This is a genomic window from Streptococcus thalassemiae, assembly GCF_903645285.1.
Classification (GTDB): Bacteria; Bacillota; Bacilli; order Lactobacillales; family Streptococcaceae; genus Streptococcus; species Streptococcus thalassemiae.
Map to the genome: position 1 here is coordinate 265,497 of NZ_CAHJXN010000004.1, position 19,483 is coordinate 284,979.

Below are 19,483 nucleotides of genomic sequence, written 5' to 3' on the forward strand. Positions count from 1 at the left end.
AGGTAATGAAAGGAGAGAAAATGTCTGCAATAGAACGTATTACAAAAGCTGCTCACTTAATTGATATGAACGATATTATCCGCGAAGGGAACCCAACTCTACGCGCGGTTGCTGAGGAAGTTACTTTCCCCCTATCTGACCAGGAAATCATCCTTGGTGAAAAGATGATGCAATTCCTCAAACATTCCCAAGATCCTGTCATGGCTGAAAAAATGGGACTCCGCGGTGGTGTTGGACTTGCTGCTCCTCAATTGGATATCTCAAAACGCATTATCGCTGTTTTGGTGCCTAATATTGTTGAAGAAGGAGAAACTCCACAGGAAGCCTACGATTTGCAAGCTATTATGTACAATCCAAAAATCGTCTCTCACTCTGTTCAAGACGCTGCTCTTGGCGAAGGAGAAGGTTGTCTGTCTGTTGACCGCAACGTGCCTGGCTATGTGGTGCGTCATGCTCGCGTCACTGTTGACTACTTTGACAAGGATGGAGAAAAACACCGTATCAAGCTCAAAGGCTACAACTCTATTGTTGTTCAGCATGAAATTGACCACATCAACGGAATCATGTTTTACGATCGTATCAATGAAAAAGACCCATTTGCAGTTAAAGATGGTTTACTAATTCTAGAATAAAGAAAATCCCGTTGCAAGACGGGGTTTTGTGTTATAATAGAGGCATGAAAACAAATGATATTGTCTATGGCGTCCACGCCGTTACCGAAGCCCTCCTTGCAAACACTGGAAACAAACTCTACCTCCAAGAAGATCTCCGAGGTAAGAATGTTGAGAAAGTCAAAGAACTGGCTACAGAAAAGAAGGTGTCCATTTCTTGGACTTCAAAAAAATCCCTCTCTGAGATGACTGAAGGTGCTGTCCACCAAGGTTTTGTTCTACGAGTGTCTGAATTTGCCTATAGCGAGCTGGATCACATCCTTGCCCAAACGCGTCAAGAAGAAAATCCTTTGCTATTGATTCTGGATGGCTTAACTGACCCTCACAACCTAGGCTCCATCCTGAGAACGGCCGATGCGACCAACGTTTCAGGTGTCATCATTCCCAAACACCGTGCTGTCGGTGTTACTCCTGTCGTTGCCAAAACGGCCACAGGTGCTATTGAGCACGTTCCAATTGCTCGAGTGACCAACCTAAGTCAAACCCTAGATAAACTTAAGGATGAAAGCTTCTGGACCTTTGGAACGGATATGAATGGGACTCCTTGCCACAAGTGGAATACAAAAGGGAAAATCGCCCTCATCATTGGAAATGAAGGAAAAGGTATCTCTAGCAACATCAAAAAACAAGTCGATGAAATGATTACCATTCCCATGAATGGACATGTTCAAAGCCTTAATGCCAGTGTTGCTGCGGCCATTCTCATGTACGAAGTTTTTCGAAATAGACTATAAAAAAGTTTCCAGTCATCTGATTGGAAACTTTTTTATGATTATACTCAATGAAAATCAAAGAGCAAACTAGGAAACTAGCCGTAGGTTACTCAAAGCACTGCTTTGAGGTTGTAGATAAGACTGACGAAGTCAGCTCAAAACACTGTTTTGAGGTTGTGGATAGAACTGACGAAGTCAGCTCAAAACATGTTTTTGAGGTTGTAGATAAGACCGACGAAGTCAGTAACCATACCTACGGCAAAGAGAAACTGACGTGGTTTGAAGAGATTTTCGAAGTGTATTAACTATGTTCTGTGATAAACTTGTAGGCTTCTTGACCGGCGATAGCTCCATCTCCAACTGCCGTTGTTACTTGGCGAAGATCTTTCAAACGAACATCTCCAACTGCAAAGATACCATCAACTGCAGTCTTCATGTGATTATCTGTCACAATCCATCCAGCCTGGTCTTGAATATTCAATTCTTTAACAAAATCGCTAACAGGGTCCAAACCAACATAGATAAAGACACCACCGAAGGCTTGCTCTGTCACTTGACCTGTTTTCACATTTTCAAAAACGACAGATTCTACTCTGTTTTCACCCTTGATTTCCTTAACGACAGAATCCCAGATAAAGCTGATTTTCTCATTCGCAAAGGCGCGGTCTTGTAAAACTTTTTGGGCACGAAGTTGGTCACGACGGTGAACAATGGTAACAGTCTTAGCAAAACGAGTCAAGAAGAGTGCTTCTTCAACAGCTGAATCTCCACCACCGACTACCAACAAATCTTGATCACGGAAGAAAGCTCCATCACATACGGCACAGTAGGAAACACCACGACTGTTCAGTTCTTCTTCTCCAGGCACTCCCAAAGGACGGTGTTTAGAACCAGTTGCTACGATAACTGTACGTGTTTCATATGTTTGGTCATCGGTCATCACTGTTTTATAATCACCATGGTCTTGGACATTTTCAACATAACCATAGATGTGCTCAACACCAAGATTTTCAAGTGGTTCAAACATCTTTTCTGCCAATTCTGGCCCACTAATATTAGCATATCCTGGGTAATTTTCGATATCAGAGGTATTATTCATCTGACCACCTGGCAGACCACCTTCAATCAAGGCTACTTTCAAATTGCTTCGAGCAGCATACAAGGCTGCAGTCATCCCTGCAGGTCCAGCACCGATAATAATAGTATCGTACATATAGTTTCCTTCTTTCTTGTTGTAACTATCTTTATTCTAACTCTTTCTTGTCAATCACGCAAGGATTATGCCTTGAAAACAAGAATTAAACTCATAACCGCAAAGGATAATACTGGAACAACCAAGATCCCAATCATAATCATATCATAGAGATGGGCTTGGCGAGCCTTAGCTGTCTTATCAACTCCCGACATGGCTCTCAGTCCAATCCAAATCCCTAAAAAAATCAGGACGAGGATGGTGGTCAAGATCAAACTCTCGAAATATAAAGAAAATAGTTGCAGTAGCATGATTTCTCTCATTTCTATCTTTTTTAAAGAGTAAACTCAGCTAGTCCAGCTAACTGAGTTTTCCTTTATCTATTATATCAAATATAAGTTCGTTTGTAACTAGCAAAGAATTCTTTTGTGCGCTCTTCTTTAGGATGGTGGATAATCTCATCCGGTGTTCCAGACTCGATGATTTTCCCCTTATCTAAGAAGAGAATCTTATCAGCCACTTGGGCTACAAAGGACATGTCATGACTGACCAAAATCATGGTTTGACCTGACTTAGCAGCATCTGCAATAGACTTCTCTACTTCACCGACCAATTCTGGGTCAAGGGCTGAAGTTGGTTCGTCTAAGAGCAAGACATCTGGTTTCATGGCAAGCGCACGCGCCAAGGCAACCCGTTGCTTCTGTCCACCTGATAAATGACGAGGGTAATGGTTTTCACGATCAGAAAGCCCAACCTTAGCCAACTCTTCCTTGGCAATCTTAGTCGCTTCTTGGTCAGATAATTTCTTGACAACAACCAAGCCTTCTTTCACATTATCAAGTGCTGTACGGCGCTCAAACAAATTAAACTGCTGAAATACCATAGATAACTTGCGACGTAGGGCAAGGATTTCTTCTTGAGTGATTTTAGAAAAATCAACCGAGAAATCATCAATCTGAATCGAGCCACTATCAGGTGTTTCAAGATAATTGAGACTGCGAAGAAAGGTTGATTTTCCAGCTCCTGAAGAACCAATCAAGGCTACAACTTCCCCTTTTTGAATATCCAAGTCCAGATGATCCAAGACAGTCTGTCCTGAAAAGGATTTGCTTAAATTCGAAATCTTAATCATTAACGAAGGTCTCCTTTCACATCTGTTTGCACTGTATCAGGTGCAGAAATAGCCATTTTTCTCTCGATAAAGCGACCGAGGCTTTCAATTCCGATATTGACTACCCAGTAAACAAGGGCAACGGAGATGAAGCGTTCAAAGTAACGATAATCAGCTCCACCCAGAATCTGAGCTTGGGCAAAGACTTCTACAACACCCGCACTAAAGGCTAGGGAAGTTCCCTTGGTCAAGCCGATGAGGGAATTGATTAAGGTTGGAGTTGCCACAACTGCTGCATTTGGAATAATCACTCGTCGATAAACTTGTGCTCGGGTCATCCCCAGACTGCGTGCCGCTTCAATCTCACCAGGATTGACTGAGAGAATGGCTGCACGAATGGTTTCACTAGCATAAGCTGCCTCATTAAAGGCAAAGGCGACAATCGCAAAAGCAGCAGCTGGAATAGCATTGATATTGAGACCAGTACCCCATTGCTGATTGAGAGCTTTCAAAGCCAAAGGGATTCCGTAGTAGGTCAACATGAGTTGCACCAAAATCGGTGTCCCTTTTAAGAAACTAACAAAGAAGGCCTGCAAAGGATATAAAATCTTGACACGATTGATCTTCACAATGGCAAAAAGAAGCGCCAAAACCAAGCCAAAAAAGGCACCACCAATGGTCAACATAATCGTTGTTGGAAGTTGTTGGACAATTCTCGGGATTCCATCAAAGACCGAACGCAGGCTAAAAAGCTTGCCATCCGGAATCAATTGCATCAAGTTTTGATACCAATCTGATGCTAAAATCGTTGTAACATTCATAAAAACATCCTCTCCTGATAATGATTCATTCTACCATACTTCTGCCGTCAATGAAATTATTTGCTACGGTCAGATACAGACTTTGTCTACCTACTAGTTTATCATACTTTGAAACAGGGAGGTTATATATTTTATCTATCAAAGAGATAAGTAAAAACTATTTCAATCCCAATTCTTCATAAGCTTTTCGATAACCGATTTGCTTAACAGTCCCGTTTTCTACTAAAATGGGCCGTTTTAACAACATACCGTCGCTTGCTAGTAACTCAGCTGCTTCTTGGTTTGACAGGCTTCCTACCTTATCTTTCAGCCCTAATTCACGGTATTTGATTCCACTAGTGTTGAAAAATTGCTTCAACTCGAACCCTGAGGTTTCTAGCCAGTTTAAAATGACTTCTTGGCTGGGTGTTTCTTCGACGATATGAACGGCTTTATAGTCCACACCGAGTTGGTTTAATTCTTGTTTTGCTTTTTTACAAGTTGAACATTTTGGGTATTCGATAAATTCTAACATGTCTTTCACTTTCTATTTTATATCTCTAAAATCTGCGCCTTCATGCTCCAAGAGCCAAGCTTTCTTTTCCACACCTGCAGCATAACCTGTCAGACGCTTGCCTGCTCCAAGCACACGATGACAAGGTACTAGGATGGACCAAGGATTACGTCCTACAGCTCCACCAATTGCTTGAGCAGAAGCTACTTGCAGGTCTTGAGCTATTTGTCCATAGGTCACTGTCCTACCATAAGGAATTCCCTGTAAATAGGACCAAACTCTCTTTTCAAAATCCGTTCCGATTGGAGCCAAGGGCAAGTTGGATAAATCCTGAGGCTTGCCCTTAAAGTAAGCATCTAAGCAAGCAATAACTGGATTTAAAATGGGATGACTAACAACTTCTTCTATTGTTTCATCTCCTATCCCCCTCTCAAAATACTTCTGCTCCTGCACCCAAATGCCATACAGATATTGCTCGTCGGCAACCAAAGACAAGGTTCCTATTGGCGAAAAGTAGAGCATTTTTACGTACATCTTTTGCATTATTTCTTCAATTTTTGATAGGCCAAGCGTTCGCCATCAACTGGAACCTTACCAACCTGTTTAAAACCGAGTTTTTCAAAAATATGCTGCATGGCCTTGTTTTCAGCATGCGTATCTGAACGAAAATCAAGATAATCAAAGCCTTCAATCAAGCCCTCTAAGAAGGTTTGAGCAACTCCTTGTCCCTGCACAGCTACTGCCACAGCAATACGGTGAAAGACTAGATACTCTGACTCCTCAGCTTGCCATTTTCCTTCATAAATGGCTTCATAGGCTGCCTCTGGACTCTTGGTCACAGCAGCATAGGCTAGTAGTTCTCCTTCTTCCAAGGCTACATAGGCTTGACCCGAGATAATATCCTCAATAATAATGTCTGCATTTGGATAACCATTTTGCCACTGGTCACTACCAGCATCTGCTAAACATTTTTTAGCATCCTCCATCACCTGCATGATGTCATCTACTTCATTTGGAAAAGCTAAACGAATTTCCATCTTTTCTCCTCATTTCTGACTAGTTTCTCCCATCATAGCATAATTTAAGCCTTTTCACAAGCAGTTAAAGCTTGACTTTCTGTTTTTATTATTTTATAATCTAGTTATTAAAACTAGATAAAAAGGAGTTGGAAATGAAAACTACCTTTTCCTACCCAAAATGGGCAGAAATTCCAAACATTGACCTCTATCTGGACCAGGTTTTACTCTATGTCAATCAGGTCTGCGCCCCTATCTCTCCTGATAAAGACAAGGGCTTGACAGCATCCATGGTCAATAATTATGTCAAACATGGTTATCTGACAAAGCCTGACAAGAAAAAATACCAACGCCAACAGATTGCCCGTTTGATTGCTATCACAACCCTAAAGTCTGTCTTTTCAATCCAAGAAATCGCTCAGACACTGAATACTCTCCAAAGTCAAGCAAGTTCAGACCAACTCTACGATGCTTTTGTGGACTACATGAACCACGGAATTGACCCAGCTAACCCCATTATCCAAACCAGCTGCCAAACCGTTAAACTCTATCATCAAACTCTAGCCTTAATCCATCATACTCAAGAGGAGGTAATCCGATGAACACTAGTCTTAAACTCAGCAAACAACTCAGTTTTGGAGAGGAGATTGCTAATAGTGTGACCCATGCCGTAGGTGCAGTCATCATGCTTATCTTACTCCCCATTTCATCCACCTATAGTTATGAGGTACACGGATTTTTATCCTCTATCGGCGTTTCCATTTTTGTTATCAGCCTATTTCTCATGTTCCTCTCGTCCACCATTTATCACTCTATGGCCTATGGTTCGACCCATAAATATGTCTTGAGAATCATTGATCATTCTATGATTTATGTTGCTATTGCAGGCTCATACACGCCCGTCGTCTTGACCTTAATGAATAACTGGTTTGGCTATCTAATTATTGCCATTCAATGGGGAACGACCATCTTTGGTATTCTCTATAAAATCTTTGCTAAAAAGGTCAATGAGAAATTTAGCCTTGCTCTTTACCTGATTATGGGCTGGTTGGTTCTAGCTATCATTCCTGCCATTATCAGTCAAACGACACCCATTTTCTGGAGTCTCATGGTAACTGGCGGACTCTCTTATACAGTTGGAGCTGGATTTTACGCCAAGAAAAAACCTTATTTCCACATGATTTGGCATCTCTTTATCCTAGCTGCGTCCGCACTCCAATACATCGCCATTGTTTATTACATGTAAAAAAGTTGAGAAATTCAATCTCAACTTTTTTCTTTACACATATTGATAAAGTACTGGTGCAAGCGCACATCATCAGTCAATTCTGGATGAAAAGAAGTTACCAGCATATTTTTTTCTTGGGCTGCAACGATTTGATTGTCCACTGTTGCTAGAATTTCTACATCTTCGCCAACACTGCTGATAATTGGACCACGGATAAAGGTCATTGGAATCTGACCAACTCCCTTACATTCTGCTTCCGTATAGAAACTTCCTAATTGGCGCCCATAGGCATTGCGCTCGACCACCATATCCATAGTTCCTAGATGACGCTCTTCCTGAGAAGTAATTTCCTTAGCCAGCAAAATTAAACCCGCGCAGGTTCCAAAGGCTGGTAAACCAGATAGAATGGCTTCTCGAATGGGAATCAGCATGTCCTGGTCTCGTAAGAGCTTGCCCATGGTTGTAGACTCACCACCAGGCAAAATCAAACCCGACAAGTCACTCTGAGATTTCTGAAAATCCTCTAAATTTCTGATTTCAACACTCTCGACACCTAATTGATCTAGCACTTTTGCATGTTCTGCAAAGGCACCTTGCAAGGCCAATATTCCGATTTTCATCTATTTTCCTCGCTCAGCCATGAGAATTTGAATTTCATTTTCATTGATACCAACCATGGCTTCTCCTAAATCTTCAGAGATTTGTGCTAGGATTTGAGGATTTCGGAAGTTAGTCACAGCCTTAACAATGGCACTAGCCCGTTTAACAGGATCTCCTGACTTAAAAATACCTGAACCGACAAAGACCCCCTCTGCCCCTAACTGCATCATCAGCGCAGCATCTGCTGGCGTTGCAACGCCTCCAGCTGCGAAGTTTACAACTGGCAATTTCCCATGTTCATGGACGTATTGAACCAATTCTACAGGAACTTGCAAGTCCTTGGCAGCAACATAAAGCTCGTCCTCACGTAAGTTTTGAATGCGGCGAATTTCTTGATTCATCATACGCATATGACGAACAGCTTGGACGATGTCTCCTGTCCCTGGTTCTCCTTTTGTACGAATCATAGAAGCACCCTCAGCGATACGACGCAAGGCTTCCCCCAAATCCTTAGCCCCACAGACAAAAGGAACTTGGAATTCTTTTTTGTCCACATGGAAACGGTCGTCTGCTGGAGATAAAACTTCACTCTCATCGATATAGTCAATCTCAATAGCCTCTAAAATCTGAGCTTCAACAAAGTGCCCGATTCTGACCTTGGCCATTACTGGAATGCTAACCGCTTCTTGGATTTCCTTAATCATCTTTGGGTCACTCATGCGGGAAACTCCACCAGCCGCACGAATATCAGCCGGAATCCGCTCCAAGGCCATAACAGCAGCCGCACCAGCAGCCTCTGCAATACGGGCCTGTTCAGGATTTTGAACGTCCATGATTACACCGCCCTTAAGCATCTGTGCCAAGTTTTTATTTAATTCATAACGATTTTCAGTCATTTCTTTTTCCTCATCATTTGTATTGGTAGCTACCATTTCATTTTAAGTTAGATTAGAATGAATCACAAGATAAAAAAACCATAATTGTATGGGTACAGATTGACTAAAAAACTATCTGACCTTAACTTAAGGCCAGATAGTTCATCATTTTTATTTTTCAGCTGTAAGGGCAGCCATTGTGATGTAGTTGTATGGTTTGTTGAAGTGTGGCAAGAAGAATAGGTCTGTCAATGCCAATTTATCAATTGTAACATGCTCTTGGATAGCAAGTGAGAACATATGGATTCCCATACTGATAGCAGAATCACGTGATACCATTTGAGCGCCAAGAATTTCACGGCTATCTTTGTCAAAGACAATCTTAATTGCTACTTCATGGTTATCATGTTTCATGAATTCTGGTTTTTGAAGATCGTTAAAGCCTGTTTCAGTTGCGTTGTAACCTGCTGCTTTAGCTTTTTCAAGGGTCAAACCAGTTGAAACCATGTGAAGACCGTAGATTGAGATACCGTTTGAGCCTTGAACACCAATTCCTTCCAATTCATGTCCACATGCGTTATATGCACCAACGATACCAGTACGCACAGCATTTGATGCAAGAGCGATGTAGCTTGTATCTTTACGAGCATTGTCATAGACAGTCGCACAGTCACCAACTGCAAATACACCTGGAATTGAAGTTTCTTGTTTCTTATCTACAAGGAAAGCACCGTTGCGGAAGAGTTCAATCTTACCATCAGCAAGGGCTGTATTTGGACGGAAACCAACTGCAAGAACAACCATATCCACGTCAAAGCTTTCTTTGTCAGTAATCAAGCGTTCAACTTTACCGTCACCTTCGATAGCTTTTACTGTTTGACCTAGCGCCAAGCGGATGTTGTGGTCTTCCAAGTTCTTGGCCATCATTTGAGTGAAGTCTTTGTCATAGTAACCGTTCAAAACAGTGTCTACAATATCAACAAGGACAACTTCTTTTCCAAGACGCTCGAAGGCTTCAGCAAGTTCAACACCGATATAACCACCACCAACAACGGCGATGCGCTCAAGGTGTTTACTCTTGTCAGCAAGTTTATTGATAACTTCTTCAGCATTTTGGTACAATTTCACGAATTGTACGTTTTCAAGAGTTGCTTTAAATTCGCGGTTGCCTTTAACAATTTCAACACCTTCGATTGGTGGCAAGATTGGTGTAGAACCTGTAGCGAAAATCAATTTCTCGTATGATTCTTTGTGCTCTTTTCCTTCAACTTCTGCAGTCACAACTTTATTGTCGTAGTCAATTGAAAGAACAGGTGAGTTCATGTAAACTTTAGCACCTTTTGCTTCCAATTTTTCTTTATCAGAATAGAACAAGCCTTCAGCACCGTCAATTTGTTCCCCAATCCAAAGGGCCATTCCACATCCTAGGAAAGAGATGTTAGAGTTTTGGTCAAATACAACGATTTCGTTCTCATTTCCAAAATTATCCAACATGGTATTGATACATGCTGTACCAGCGTGGTTAGCACCGACTACAACGATTTTACTCATAGAAAAATTCCTACCTTCAATTTTTAATTTACTCTACTAGTATACCATTTACTGTTAGCGTTTTCAAGTGATTTACTATTATTTCAGCATTTTTTATCAAAAATAATTCCCCATTTATCCTGATTTCAAGACTAATGAATTTTTGTGAGCATATTTCTTGACTTTTGCCAAATTTTATTTGTGAAAAGTCTAACTTTATGGTATTCTAATAACATGAAAATAAAATGTAAGGGCTTCAATTTAGATAATTGCTTGATATTATAACTTATTTTCTATAAGAGAAAGGAGTTGGTAGCTTGCCTCTTAGTTCACATTCTGAACGCCTAATGGGAACCACTATCACTATTTCATTAGTGGATGAGCGAGCAGATATCTTGCTCCAGAAATCCTTTGATTTACTCAGAGAGCTAGAATACCGCTTCAACGCCAATAGTCAAGAATCTGAGTTGATGGAAATCAATTATCAAGCAGGAATAGCCCCTGTCAAGGTTCATCCAGACCTGTTTGAACTGATTTCACTTGGGTTAGAGCATAGCCTAGCGCCCTCTAGCCACCTCAATATCAGCATTGGTCCCTTGATTCAAACCTGGCGCATCGGTTTTTCAGATGCCAAGGTTGCCCAGCCTCAAGAAATTGAATCGGTGCTGCCTCTAATCAATCCTCATTATATCGAGTTAGATTCTTCTACTTCCACTGTATTCTTAAAGCAGAGAGGAATGAAGATCGATCTTGGTTGTTTAGCCAAGGGTTATAGTGCGGATAAGGTTGCCCAATTTCTGAGAGAAGAGGGAGTGACATCTGCCTTGATCAATCTGGGAGGGAATATCCTGACCATTGGAAAAAATCAGACAAGAGGAAATCAGCCTTGGCAAATTGGGATTCAAGACCCAGCCAATCCGAGGGGAAATCACTTAATGACCATCCCTGTTATCAATCAATCTGTCGTGACTTCAGGCATTTATGAACGTCACCTGACAGTCGATGGAAAAGATTACCATCATATTTTTGACAGCCAAACAGGATATCCTGTTGAAACAGAACTCTCTAGTCTGACAATTATCTCTGATAAATCAGTTGATGGCGAAATCTGGACAACTCGTTTATTTGGAGAAAGACCTGCTTCTATCCTCTGGCAAGTCGAAAGTTTGGAGGGCATCGAAGCCATCCTCATCGATAAAGAAGGTCAGCTAAGCTGTTCTTCAGGAATTCCTACTCTATAGAGACAACTGTTTCAATGGAGTTTTAAAATTGTATTATGTAAAAAGAGAAAGGAAATCTCATGTTAAAACTTATTGCTATTGTTGGAACAAATTCAAAACGTTCTACAAACCGTCAATTGCTTCAATACATGCAAAAACACTTTGCTGACAAAGCTGAAATTGAACTTGTTGAAATTAAAGACATTCCTGTCTTCAACAAGCCAGCTGATAAGCAAGTACCTGCTGAAATTCTGGAAATTGCTACTAAAATCGAAGAGGCAGATGGTGTTATTATCGGTACTCCTGAGTACGACCACTCTATCCCAGCTGTTTTGATGAGCGCTCTTGCTTGGTTGTCTTATGGTATTTACCCACTCTTGAATAAACCAATCATGATTACAGGTGCTTCTTACGGTACGCTTGGTTCATCACGCGCCCAAATGCAACTTCGCCAAATCTTGAATGCTCCAGAAATTAAAGCAAGTGTCCTTCCTGATGAATTCTTGCTTTCACATTCTCTTCAAGCCTTTAATCCAAGTGGAGATCTAGTAGATCTTGATGTTATTAAAAAACTGGATGCCACTTTTGACGACTTCCGTATCTTTGTAAAAATTACAGAAAAATTGCGCAACGCACAAGCCCTACTTCGCAAAGATGCTGAAGAATTTGACTGGGAAAATTTGTAAGATAGGAGACCAAAAAGAATGAAATTTGTTGGACTTGTAGGATCAAACTACGATCAATCATATAACCGTAAACTCTTGGAATTCATCCGTCGTCACTTCAAACTAAAATTTGAATTAGAAGTCCTCGAAATTGACGAAGTTCCAATGTTCAACCAAGACGAAAAATGGGATGAAAGTTTCCAATTGCGTCTCTTGTATAACAGAATTACTCGTGCTGATGGTGTCATCATCGCTACTCCTGAGCACAACCATACAATCTCAGCTTCCCTAAAATCTGTTCTTGAATGGCTTTCATACGAAGTTCATCCATTTGAAAACAAACCAGTCATGATTGTGGGAGCTTCTTACTACGACCAAGGTACTTCTCGTGCCCAAGTTCACCTTCGTAAGATTCTTGACGCTCCAGGTGTCAATGCCTACACTCTTCCAGGAAATGAATTCCTTCTTGGTAAAGCCAAAGAAGCTTTTGATGTTGATGGGAATATCACAAATGAAGGAACTGTTAATTTCCTTGAAACATGTTTAGACAACTTTGTAAAATATGTGGGAGTCGTTTCAAAATTGAAAAAACCAAAACCAATCGAACCAGAAGATTTATATTGTACAAATCCAATCGCAACTACCATTCAAGGTGTTGACCCTGATGATCCTGAATGGGTAGAAAAAGCAGCTGAACTTGTTGGAGCTGTTTCAGGAGATACTTACGTTAAATTAGACCACGGTATCTTGACAGTTAACCAAATTGACATGTTCTTGAAAGCAATGCCATTTGAGTTGACATTTGCAGATGATAATAACCAATTCTTGTACTTTAATAACGCACACCAAGATCCAAATACAATGTTTGGTAAACGTGTACGTGCTCAATCAGGAAACCGTTTAGGAACTGTACACGGTTCATTGCCAGACTCTAGAATGAAAAACGTTGAATGGGTTGTCGGTGTACTACGTAACGGAGATCAAGAATATGTCCGTACAATTGTGCCGGGAACACCTGAAGGTGTTATCAATACCCATAATTACCAAGCAATGTACTATCCAGATGGTTCATATGCTGGAATCAATGAAATCATCTTCAATTTCCAACCATGGCTCGATTGGTACTTGGAAACAACTGGTCAACGTCTAGTTGGTGGAAATGCAGCAACTCCTGCTGGAGGACATGGCGGAGCAGATGCTACATCTGGAGCTTCAGATTCAGGTGATGCTGGAGGTCACGGTGGTGGCGCAGATGCTACAGCCGGTGCAAGTTACTAATAATTTTAGGAACCGTTATGGTTCCTTTTTAAGTGACAAAAGACTAGCAGTTTGTGTCTGCTAGTCTTTTGATTATTATTTCACCTATCTTTGTTAAAAGAAAGAATACTTATTATGAATTTGGATCGTCGAGACTACGGCCATGTAACCCTTTTTCACGTTGGACTTGGCGTAGTTTTTCTGGTGTAACATCGTTCCCTTCTTCGTCTACAATTTTGATTCCCTCAATGTGATGACGAACAGTGCGACGATAACCTTCGATGTACTCCTCACGTAGTTTGGCTTGTTCTACTTTTTCTTCTGGGGTCAAGCCTTCTGTTTTTTTCTTTTTGGCAAGCTCGTTAATACGATCAATTTTTTTAGGATCCATGTTTCTCTCCTTTATGATAAGATTTAATCCGTTTAACAGATTTTATTTGGTATTGATTTGGTTAAAACGTGCAAGTTTAGCTGCTTTCTTGGTTAATTGCGACAAGATTGCCAAACGATTTTGTCGAACAGTCTGATCTTCAGCCATAACCATAGTATTCTCAAAGAATGCATCAATGACTGGGCTAAGAGCAAAGAGTTGTTTCAATTGCTGACTGGCAGTCCCTGACAAAACGAGTGATTCTACTGCTTCTGCCAAGGTTTTCTCTTCTTCATTCTCAAAGAGAGCTGAATCAACTGTGGCAACTCCTTCTGCCTTCTCAGCTAAGTTAAAGGCACGAGAAAGTGATTCAACAGAAGGTTTGAAGTCTTCTTCCTTACTTGCTTCTACGAGAGCACTTGCTGCTTCCAACATATCTGCCACAACAAAGTTTGATCCTGCAAGTACTGCTTCCTTAATATCTTTTGGAGTAGAGCCCATCATCTTATCAACACGAGCCTTGATAAAGTCCATAACCTCTGTCTTATTTTCATAAGTCAAGCTATCAAATTTCAAAGCATAAAGGCTATCAATCAACTTATCCATAGCAATGTGCCAACCAAAGGCATCCAAGATACGAACCACACCTTGCGTCGCACGACGAAGAGCATAAGGATCATTAGAACCGGATGGAATCAAACCTACTGAGAAGAAACTCAAAATCGTATCCAATTTGTCTGCAATGGCTAGAATGGCTCCAACCTTGCTCTCTGGAAGTTCTCCTTCAGCTGATGTAGGCATGTAGTGTTCACGAATAGCAGCTGCCACTGCTGGAGTTTCCCCAGCAAGAAGGGCATATTTTTCCCCCATAATTCCTTGGAGCTCGTCAAATTCACCAACCATCCCAGTCAACAAGTCAAACTTGTAAATGGCTGCTGCACGGACTAGGTCAATCGTTTCATCCGCTGACAAGCCTGCTTTTTCTGCCAAAAGTACAGCGATTTGACCCGTACGAATCATGTGTTCACGAAGGGAACCGATTTTCTCATGGAAAGTCACATTGTTTAATTTTTCAACAAGATCTGAAATCACCAATTTTTGGTCTTCACGCCAGAAGAATTCTCCGTCTTCCAAGCGAGCTACCAAGACTTTTTCATTTCCTTTGATGACATTTTCCAAATACTCTTCATTTCCATTACGAACAGAAATGAAGTTTGGCAAGAGTTTACCATCTTGATCACGAACAACAAAGTACCGTTGGTGTTCTTTCATCGAAGTCACCAAGACTTCTTCTGGAACGTCAAGGTATTTGACATCAAAACTTCCCATAAAGGCAGTTGGGTATTCAACCAAGTTCAAGACTTCATTAAGCAAATCCGCATCAATCTCGATGCGTACACCATGTTCAGTTTCGATTGCCTTGATTTGGTCAATAATCATTTGCTCTCGTTCACGAGGATCCGCGATTACAAACTGCTTACGAAGGTCTTCTTCATAGCTCAATGCTGACTGAATCTTAGTTTCTTGTCCCAAGAAACGATGACCACGGCTCACACGATCACCCTTGATATCAAGGAAATCCAAATCAAACTCTTCTTCATCTAAAAGAACAGTTAAAGTGTGAACAGGGCGGATGTATTCAAAGGTGTTGTTAGCCCAGTGCATGCTGACAGGGAAAGTCAAGGACTTCAAGACATCTACAACACCAGGAACAATGGCTTCAACTGCTTGACCAATTTCTTCCTTGGTAACATAGACATATTCTTCACCCTTGATTTCACGGAATTCGATATCTTCAACAGTCAAGCCTTTCCCACGGACAAATCCTTGAGCTGCTTTTGTGAAGTTTCCATCACTATCCAAGGCAATTTTCTTTGCTGGACCCTTGAAATCTTCTGTCAAATCAGACTGTTTGTCTGCAAGACCAGTTACACGAACAGCCAAACGACGTGGTGTTGAGAAGGTCTGAATAGCTTCAAAAGACAGGCGGTTTTCCTTGAGGAAGGCTGCCATTTTTTCGCCTAGTTGTTTTTCACTTGGCGTGACAACATAGGCTGGTAATTCTTCAAGACCGAGTTCTACTAATAAGTTTTTTGTCATGTTTTTTCTCCGAAAAGTATCTTTTTATTTTCCAGTTTGCCTTATGTGATTGGCACGCAAGCAACCAACTTCGTTGTTTCATTGCTAAAATTGGAGCCAAAAGTCTCCAATTTTGCCTAATATCCTTAGCTTCACTAAGGATACCTTCATCACTGCGGCAACTGGTTCAGGGCTCACACTGTTCGCCCATTTTCATAATTTGTCACTTTCTTTATTCTGCGTCTTCTGCTAAGAGTTTAGCTCGTATTTCTTCATCTAAAAGTGGGTAGCCTAGGCGTTTGCGTTCTGCGACAAAGGTTTTGGCTACGATACGGGCTAGGTTACGAATACGAGCGATATAGCCTGCGCGCTCTGTTACAGATACTGCACCACGCGCATCAAGTAGGTTAAAGGTATGTGAACATTTGAGAACATAGTCATAGGCAGGGTGCACCAAGCCTTCTTCCAAGGCACGACCAGCCTCTTTTTCAAACTTATCAAAGTTTTCCAGCAACATTTCTTGGTCCGAAATTTCAAACGAATATTTTGAATGCTCATACTCAGGCTGAATAAAGATTTCTCCGTATTTTACACCATCAGCCCACTCAATATCATAGACAGAATCTACTTCTTGGATGTAAGAAGCCAAACGTTCCAAACCATAGGTAACTTCCGCAGTCACAGGGCCAGTTGCCAATCCACCAACTTGTTGGAAATAAGTGAACTGGGTGATTTCCATACCATCAAGCCAAACTTCCCAACCAAGACCAGCTGAACCAGTTGAAGGATTTTCCCAGTTGTCTTCAACGAAACGAATATCGTGCTCCAAAGGATTGATACCCAATTTTTCCAAAGACTCAAGGTAAAGCTCTTGAATGTTTGACGGAGAAGGTTTCATAACCACTTGGAATTGGTGGTGTTGGTAAAGACGGTTAGGATTTTCTCCATAACGACCATCAGCAGGACGACGTGATGGCTCTACGTAAGCCGCATTCCATGGCTCAGGTCCGATAGCGCGAAGGAAAGTGTAAGGACTCATCGTTCCCGCACCTTTTTCATTATCATAAGCCTGCATAAGCATACAACCTTGGTCATTCCAAAATTGTTGCAAAGTCAAAATAATTTCTTGAAATGTTAATTTCTTAGACATTGTTTACTCCTTTTTATATAAATTACTTGCGACACGAGTCTGCCTCGTCGATCATACGAGGCAAGACGAGTTAGTACTGCGTCTAGCTCAGGCACTCTAGTGCTGAGCGTGGGGTAGCCCGACTGTAAGGAGGTCTCTGCCACTGACGCAGTGAAATGTTAATTTCTTAGACATTGAATACTCCTTAATAAAAAATGATTTCTTGCGACACGAGTCTGCCTCGTCAATCATACGAGGCAAGACGAGTTAGTACTGCGTCTAGCTCAGGCACTCTAGTGCTGAGCGTGGAGCAGCCCGACTGTAAGGAGGTCTCTGCCACTGACGCAGTGAAATGTTAATTTCTTAGACATTGTTTACTCCTTTAGTTTTTATATTTCTTTCTCAATTAACTTCTGCTGAACAAACCAATTTAACAAGGGAAGAGTTTTATCTGTATTTGCCCATAAATGATAAGAATCGAAGACCGCTTGTACACTACCTAGATTTTCTACCAACTTATCTATTGTCAAAAAACTACGCCAGTATTCGTAAAAAATACTTGCATAGTTCTTATCATAAGTCGAAGAACCAAAATCATTCAATGAATGCCAACCATATTTCTTCTGAAAAAGTTCTACAAGAGACTGATTACAAATTTTTTCCGCTTGAAATTCCTCTTCTGTCAAGAAATACTTGCGACTAATATATTCAACCATTCCCTCTTCGAACCAGATATAAGAGTCGTAACCATCAAAATCATCTAAAAAATGCTCCGACCAATGAGCTAACTCATGTCCTACAATCTGTAAGAGGAAATTTTCAGATAAAGAATGATAGTGACTTTCTATTGCTTGAGTTTGCTCAGAACACTCGTAGTTCAGCAACTGATACAAATACAACTCTTTCCAAACAGCTAAATCAGGCGTCATAACCATTCGTCTATTATTTGTATAGGCTGGAACAGCGCTTTCCCTAATAATCTGTGTAGCAGCATTAAAACTTGACCAAATAACGGCTTGCGGTAAATCACAGACTGCAAGTTCATTCTTTAAAAAAGATTGATAATCTTTCAACTTTTCAGTATTTCTTACTACAAAATCACGAAATGCAGCTAGTTGACTATCGTCTTTTACAAGATAAAGGTTTTCCACGTCTCTCCTTTCTTTCACACAATAGACTGAATAAGCAAAAGAACCACATCTGACAATCCTAGGTTGATTTAACCTAGGGGCGTCAGAAACGCGGTTCCACCCTAATTTATTACTTCATTGTTTTTTAAAATACGACAGAAAGCGCCAGCTCTTGATTTTGTTCTACTTGGCTCCCACTATCCCAAGCTCGCTTGAAGAACGCCATAAGACTTTCTTTCCTGCTGTCTATTATATCAAAAATTAGAATAATGTACAATTCTTTTTATGATTTTCTAAAAATCCATATCATCAACTCGTGGAGCACCAGATTGAACAGCAATCGTTTTTAAGGTTTCTCGCTCCTCATGACTCAATTCAATTCCAAAACAATCAAGATTAGCATGAATACGAGATGCAGTAACAGATTTTGGAAGTGGTAAAAATCCTTCTGCCAAGCTCCAGGCCAAGGCTATTTGAGCAACCGATTTTTCGTGATTTGCCGCAATTTCTTGCACTTGCTTGCTATCAAACAGTTCTCCCTGACCAAAAGGTCCCCAAGCTTCCAATAAAATTCCTTTTTCTCGACAGTAATTTACGACTTCCTCTTGATACACACCTGGCGCCAAACGAACTTGATTGACCGTTGGAAGAATTTTTGCGGTTTCAAGCAAGGCATCCAAATGATGGGGAAGGAAATTACTAACCCCAATAGCACGGATTTTCCCTTCTTGATAGAGGTCTTCCATCGCTCTCCAAACTTCCGCATTTCGGATTTTCCATTGGTTATTTTCTCTGAGCGGTTTTGGATTTGGCCAATGAATCAAATACAAATCCAAATAGTCCAGTCCTAGCTTCTCTAAAGACTCTTCAAAAGCCTGACGAGCTTGCTCATAGGTTTGTTGGCTATTCCACAACTTGGTAGTTACGAACAATTCCTCTCGCGGAACTCTGCTATCTTTGATTGCTTGACCAACACTTTCTTCATTCTGATAAATCGCCGCCGTATCAATATGGCGATAACCAGCCTTTAAGGCCTCTAACACTGCACGATAGGCTTCTTCTCCATCCTTAGCCTTAAAAGTTCCAAATCCTAATACTGGAATTTCTACTCCATTATTTAATTGATAGGTATTCATATGCTTCTCCTTCTATTTTATACTCTTCGAAAATCTCTTCAAACCACGTCAACGTCGCCTTGCCGTAGGTATTGTTACTGACTTCGTCAGTTCTATCTGCAACCTCAAAACAATGTTTTGAGCAACCTGCGGCTAGTTTCCTAGTTTACTCTTTGATTTTCATTGAGTATTATAGTGAAATGAAATAAGAATAGGACGAATTGATTAGGACAGTCAAATCAATTTCTAACAATGCTTTAGAAGTCAA

The 19,483-nt window shown here is 40.9% G+C and carries 23 protein-coding genes; 8 read left to right on the forward strand and 15 right to left on the reverse strand.

The genetic code is table 11. The annotated features are described in order from the left end of the window. Positions 1-20 precede the first annotated feature (20 nt). From def to HWX15_RS10070, 3 genes are read left to right on the forward strand one after another with little or no spacing between them, the layout of a single operon-like run. Positions 21-632, forward strand: coding sequence for a peptide deformylase (gene def / locus HWX15_RS08795; protein ID WP_001272956.1), 612 nt, complete (start codon positions 21-23; stop codon positions 630-632). A gap of 44 nt (positions 633-676) precedes the next feature. Further along, complete coding sequence (gene rlmB / locus HWX15_RS08800; protein WP_175880899.1) at positions 677-1,405, forward strand: 23S rRNA (guanosine(2251)-2'-O)-methyltransferase RlmB; 729 nt, start codon at positions 677-679, stop codon at positions 1,403-1,405. Positions 1,406-1,452: 47 nt separating this feature from the next. Next, positions 1,453-1,689 (forward strand): hypothetical protein, encoded by a 237-nt coding sequence (locus HWX15_RS10070; RefSeq protein WP_050208688.1) that lies wholly within the window; start codon positions 1,453-1,455, stop codon positions 1,687-1,689. Here the strand turns inward: HWX15_RS10070 and trxB are convergent. The 7 genes from trxB to HWX15_RS08840 all read right to left on the reverse strand — a co-directional run bounded on the left by trxB (position 1,686) and on the right by HWX15_RS08840 (position 6,038). Beyond that, positions 1,686-2,597: a thioredoxin-disulfide reductase gene (gene trxB, locus HWX15_RS08810; protein WP_175880900.1), complete on the reverse strand. Its 912-nt coding sequence runs from the start codon at positions 2,595-2,597 to the stop codon at positions 1,686-1,688. The two genes, HWX15_RS10070 and trxB, sit on opposite strands and share 4 nt — an antisense overlap. 65 nt (positions 2,598-2,662) lie before the next feature. Next, positions 2,663-2,887: a DUF4059 family protein gene (locus HWX15_RS08815; protein ID WP_049511345.1), complete on the reverse strand. Its 225-nt coding sequence runs from the start codon at positions 2,885-2,887 to the stop codon at positions 2,663-2,665. 77 nt (positions 2,888-2,964) lie between these two features. Beyond that, positions 2,965-3,708 carry an amino acid ABC transporter ATP-binding protein gene (locus tag HWX15_RS08820; protein ID WP_000590965.1) on the reverse strand — a complete coding sequence of 248 codons (744 nt, stop codon included), beginning with the start codon at positions 3,706-3,708 and terminating at the stop codon, positions 2,965-2,967. Beyond that, on the reverse strand, positions 3,708-4,508 hold the full coding sequence (locus HWX15_RS08825) for an amino acid ABC transporter permease (RefSeq protein WP_001103446.1): 801 nt from the start codon (positions 4,506-4,508) through the stop codon (positions 3,708-3,710). Before HWX15_RS08825 ends, HWX15_RS08820 begins: the two co-directional genes overlap by 1 nt. A 157-nt stretch (positions 4,509-4,665) precedes the next feature. Then, positions 4,666-5,022, reverse strand: coding sequence for an arsenate reductase family protein (locus HWX15_RS08830; protein WP_000889091.1), 357 nt, complete (start codon positions 5,020-5,022; stop codon positions 4,666-4,668). Between the two features lie 12 nt (positions 5,023-5,034). After that, on the reverse strand, positions 5,035-5,544 hold the full coding sequence (locus HWX15_RS08835; RefSeq protein ID WP_175880901.1) for a methylated-DNA--[protein]-cysteine S-methyltransferase: 510 nt from the start codon (positions 5,542-5,544) through the stop codon (positions 5,035-5,037). Then, the gene (locus HWX15_RS08840) at positions 5,544-6,038 is read right to left on the reverse strand and encodes a GNAT family N-acetyltransferase (RefSeq protein WP_175880902.1); all 495 of its coding nucleotides are present in this window, start codon (positions 6,036-6,038) and stop codon (positions 5,544-5,546) included. The genes HWX15_RS08835 and HWX15_RS08840 overlap by 1 nt, the downstream gene beginning before the upstream one ends. A 134-nt stretch (positions 6,039-6,172) precedes the next feature. Between HWX15_RS08840 and HWX15_RS08845 the strand changes: the two genes are divergently transcribed. Both HWX15_RS08845 and trhA read left to right on the forward strand, forming a co-directional pair. Further along, positions 6,173-6,619: a DUF1836 domain-containing protein gene (locus tag HWX15_RS08845; protein ID WP_175880903.1), complete on the forward strand. Its 447-nt coding sequence runs from the start codon at positions 6,173-6,175 to the stop codon at positions 6,617-6,619. Next, positions 6,616-7,263 (forward strand): PAQR family membrane homeostasis protein TrhA, encoded by a 648-nt coding sequence (gene trhA, locus HWX15_RS08850; RefSeq protein ID WP_175880904.1) that lies wholly within the window; start codon positions 6,616-6,618, stop codon positions 7,261-7,263. Before HWX15_RS08845 ends, trhA begins: the two co-directional genes overlap by 4 nt. A 20-nt stretch (positions 7,264-7,283) precedes the next feature. Here the strand turns inward: trhA and pdxT are convergent, their stop codons facing one another. The 3 genes from pdxT to nox form a co-directional block, all read right to left on the reverse strand. After that, positions 7,284-7,865, reverse strand: a complete 582-nt coding sequence (pdxT, locus tag HWX15_RS08855; protein WP_175880905.1) for a pyridoxal 5'-phosphate synthase glutaminase subunit PdxT — start codon at positions 7,863-7,865, stop codon at positions 7,284-7,286. Continuing rightward, positions 7,866-8,741 carry a pyridoxal 5'-phosphate synthase lyase subunit PdxS gene (pdxS, locus tag HWX15_RS08860; RefSeq protein ID WP_000138517.1) on the reverse strand — a complete coding sequence of 292 codons (876 nt, stop codon included), beginning with the start codon at positions 8,739-8,741 and terminating at the stop codon, positions 7,866-7,868. It lies immediately after the preceding gene. Between the two features lie 150 nt (positions 8,742-8,891). Then, a complete protein-coding gene (gene nox / locus HWX15_RS08865; RefSeq protein ID WP_173282851.1) occupies positions 8,892-10,271 on the reverse strand; it encodes a H2O-forming NADH oxidase in 1,380 nt (459 codons plus the stop codon). A 296-nt stretch (positions 10,272-10,567) separates the two neighbouring features. Between nox and HWX15_RS08870 the strand changes: the two genes are divergently transcribed. Genes HWX15_RS08870 through HWX15_RS08880 form a run of 3 tightly spaced genes read left to right on the forward strand, consistent with a single transcriptional unit; the run spans position 10,568 to position 13,413 of the window. Next, on the forward strand, positions 10,568-11,491 hold the full coding sequence (locus HWX15_RS08870) for an FAD:protein FMN transferase (RefSeq protein ID WP_175880906.1): 924 nt from the start codon (positions 10,568-10,570) through the stop codon (positions 11,489-11,491). Positions 11,492-11,550: 59 nt separating this feature from the next. Continuing rightward, positions 11,551-12,156: an NADPH-dependent FMN reductase gene (locus HWX15_RS08875; protein ID WP_175880907.1), complete on the forward strand. Its 606-nt coding sequence runs from the start codon at positions 11,551-11,553 to the stop codon at positions 12,154-12,156. Positions 12,157-12,174: 18 nt separating this feature from the next. Then, a complete protein-coding gene (locus tag HWX15_RS08880; protein WP_175880908.1) occupies positions 12,175-13,413 on the forward strand; it encodes an NAD(P)H-dependent oxidoreductase in 1,239 nt (412 codons plus the stop codon). A gap of 112 nt (positions 13,414-13,525) precedes the next feature. Here the strand turns inward: HWX15_RS08880 and HWX15_RS08885 are convergent, their stop codons facing one another. The 5 genes from HWX15_RS08885 to HWX15_RS08905 form a co-directional block, all read right to left on the reverse strand. Then, a complete protein-coding gene (locus HWX15_RS08885) occupies positions 13,526-13,783 on the reverse strand; it encodes a DUF896 family protein (protein WP_000371299.1) in 258 nt (85 codons plus the stop codon). A gap of 42 nt (positions 13,784-13,825) precedes the next feature. Continuing rightward, positions 13,826-15,862: a glycine--tRNA ligase subunit beta gene (gene glyS / locus HWX15_RS08890; RefSeq protein ID WP_175880909.1), complete on the reverse strand. Its 2,037-nt coding sequence runs from the start codon at positions 15,860-15,862 to the stop codon at positions 13,826-13,828. A 211-nt stretch (positions 15,863-16,073) separates the two neighbouring features. Further along, positions 16,074-16,991 carry a glycine--tRNA ligase subunit alpha gene (gene glyQ, locus HWX15_RS08895; protein WP_175880910.1) on the reverse strand — a complete coding sequence of 306 codons (918 nt, stop codon included), beginning with the start codon at positions 16,989-16,991 and terminating at the stop codon, positions 16,074-16,076. 368 nt (positions 16,992-17,359) lie between these two features. After that, positions 17,360-18,121 carry an elongation factor Tu gene (locus HWX15_RS08900; RefSeq protein ID WP_175880911.1) on the reverse strand — a complete coding sequence of 254 codons (762 nt, stop codon included), beginning with the start codon at positions 18,119-18,121 and terminating at the stop codon, positions 17,360-17,362. Positions 18,122-18,393: 272 nt separating this feature from the next. Further along, complete coding sequence (locus HWX15_RS08905; protein WP_175880912.1) at positions 18,394-19,236, reverse strand: aldo/keto reductase; 843 nt, start codon at positions 19,234-19,236, stop codon at positions 18,394-18,396. Positions 19,237-19,483 lie beyond the last annotated feature (247 nt).

Coding starts and splice junctions, on each gene's coding strand:
- def (WP_001272956.1), top strand. CDS start 21: ATGTCTGCAATAGAACGTATTACAAAAGCTGCTCACTTAATTGATATG.
- rlmB (WP_175880899.1), top strand. CDS start 677: ATGAAAACAAATGATATTGTCTATGGCGTCCACGCCGTTACCGAAGCC.
- HWX15_RS10070 (WP_050208688.1), top strand. CDS start 1,453: ATGAAAATCAAAGAGCAAACTAGGAAACTAGCCGTAGGTTACTCAAAG.
- trxB (WP_175880900.1), bottom strand. CDS start 2,597: ATGTACGATACTATTATTATCGGTGCTGGACCTGCAGGGATGACTGCA.
- HWX15_RS08815 (WP_049511345.1), bottom strand. CDS start 2,887: ATGCTACTGCAACTATTTTCTTTATATTTCGAGAGTTTGATCTTGACC.
- HWX15_RS08820 (WP_000590965.1), bottom strand. CDS start 3,708: ATGATTAAGATTTCGAATTTAAGCAAATCCTTTTCAGGACAGACTGTC.
- HWX15_RS08825 (WP_001103446.1), bottom strand. CDS start 4,508: ATGAATGTTACAACGATTTTAGCATCAGATTGGTATCAAAACTTGATG.
- HWX15_RS08830 (WP_000889091.1), bottom strand. CDS start 5,022: ATGTTAGAATTTATCGAATACCCAAAATGTTCAACTTGTAAAAAAGCA.
- HWX15_RS08835 (WP_175880901.1), bottom strand. CDS start 5,544: ATGCAAAAGATGTACGTAAAAATGCTCTACTTTTCGCCAATAGGAACC.
- HWX15_RS08840 (WP_175880902.1), bottom strand. CDS start 6,038: ATGGAAATTCGTTTAGCTTTTCCAAATGAAGTAGATGACATCATGCAG.
- HWX15_RS08845 (WP_175880903.1), top strand. CDS start 6,173: ATGAAAACTACCTTTTCCTACCCAAAATGGGCAGAAATTCCAAACATT.
- trhA (WP_175880904.1), top strand. CDS start 6,616: ATGAACACTAGTCTTAAACTCAGCAAACAACTCAGTTTTGGAGAGGAG.
- pdxT (WP_175880905.1), bottom strand. CDS start 7,865: ATGAAAATCGGAATATTGGCCTTGCAAGGTGCCTTTGCAGAACATGCA.
- pdxS (WP_000138517.1), bottom strand. CDS start 8,741: ATGACTGAAAATCGTTATGAATTAAATAAAAACTTGGCACAGATGCTT.
- nox (WP_173282851.1), bottom strand. CDS start 10,271: ATGAGTAAAATCGTTGTAGTCGGTGCTAACCACGCTGGTACAGCATGT.
- HWX15_RS08875 (WP_175880907.1), top strand. CDS start 11,551: ATGTTAAAACTTATTGCTATTGTTGGAACAAATTCAAAACGTTCTACA.
- HWX15_RS08880 (WP_175880908.1), top strand. CDS start 12,175: ATGAAATTTGTTGGACTTGTAGGATCAAACTACGATCAATCATATAAC.
- HWX15_RS08885 (WP_000371299.1), bottom strand. CDS start 13,783: ATGGATCCTAAAAAAATTGATCGTATTAACGAGCTTGCCAAAAAGAAA.
- glyS (WP_175880909.1), bottom strand. CDS start 15,862: ATGACAAAAAACTTATTAGTAGAACTCGGTCTTGAAGAATTACCAGCC.
- glyQ (WP_175880910.1), bottom strand. CDS start 16,991: ATGTCTAAGAAATTAACATTTCAAGAAATTATTTTGACTTTGCAACAA.
- HWX15_RS08905 (WP_175880912.1), bottom strand. CDS start 19,236: ATGAATACCTATCAATTAAATAATGGAGTAGAAATTCCAGTATTAGGA.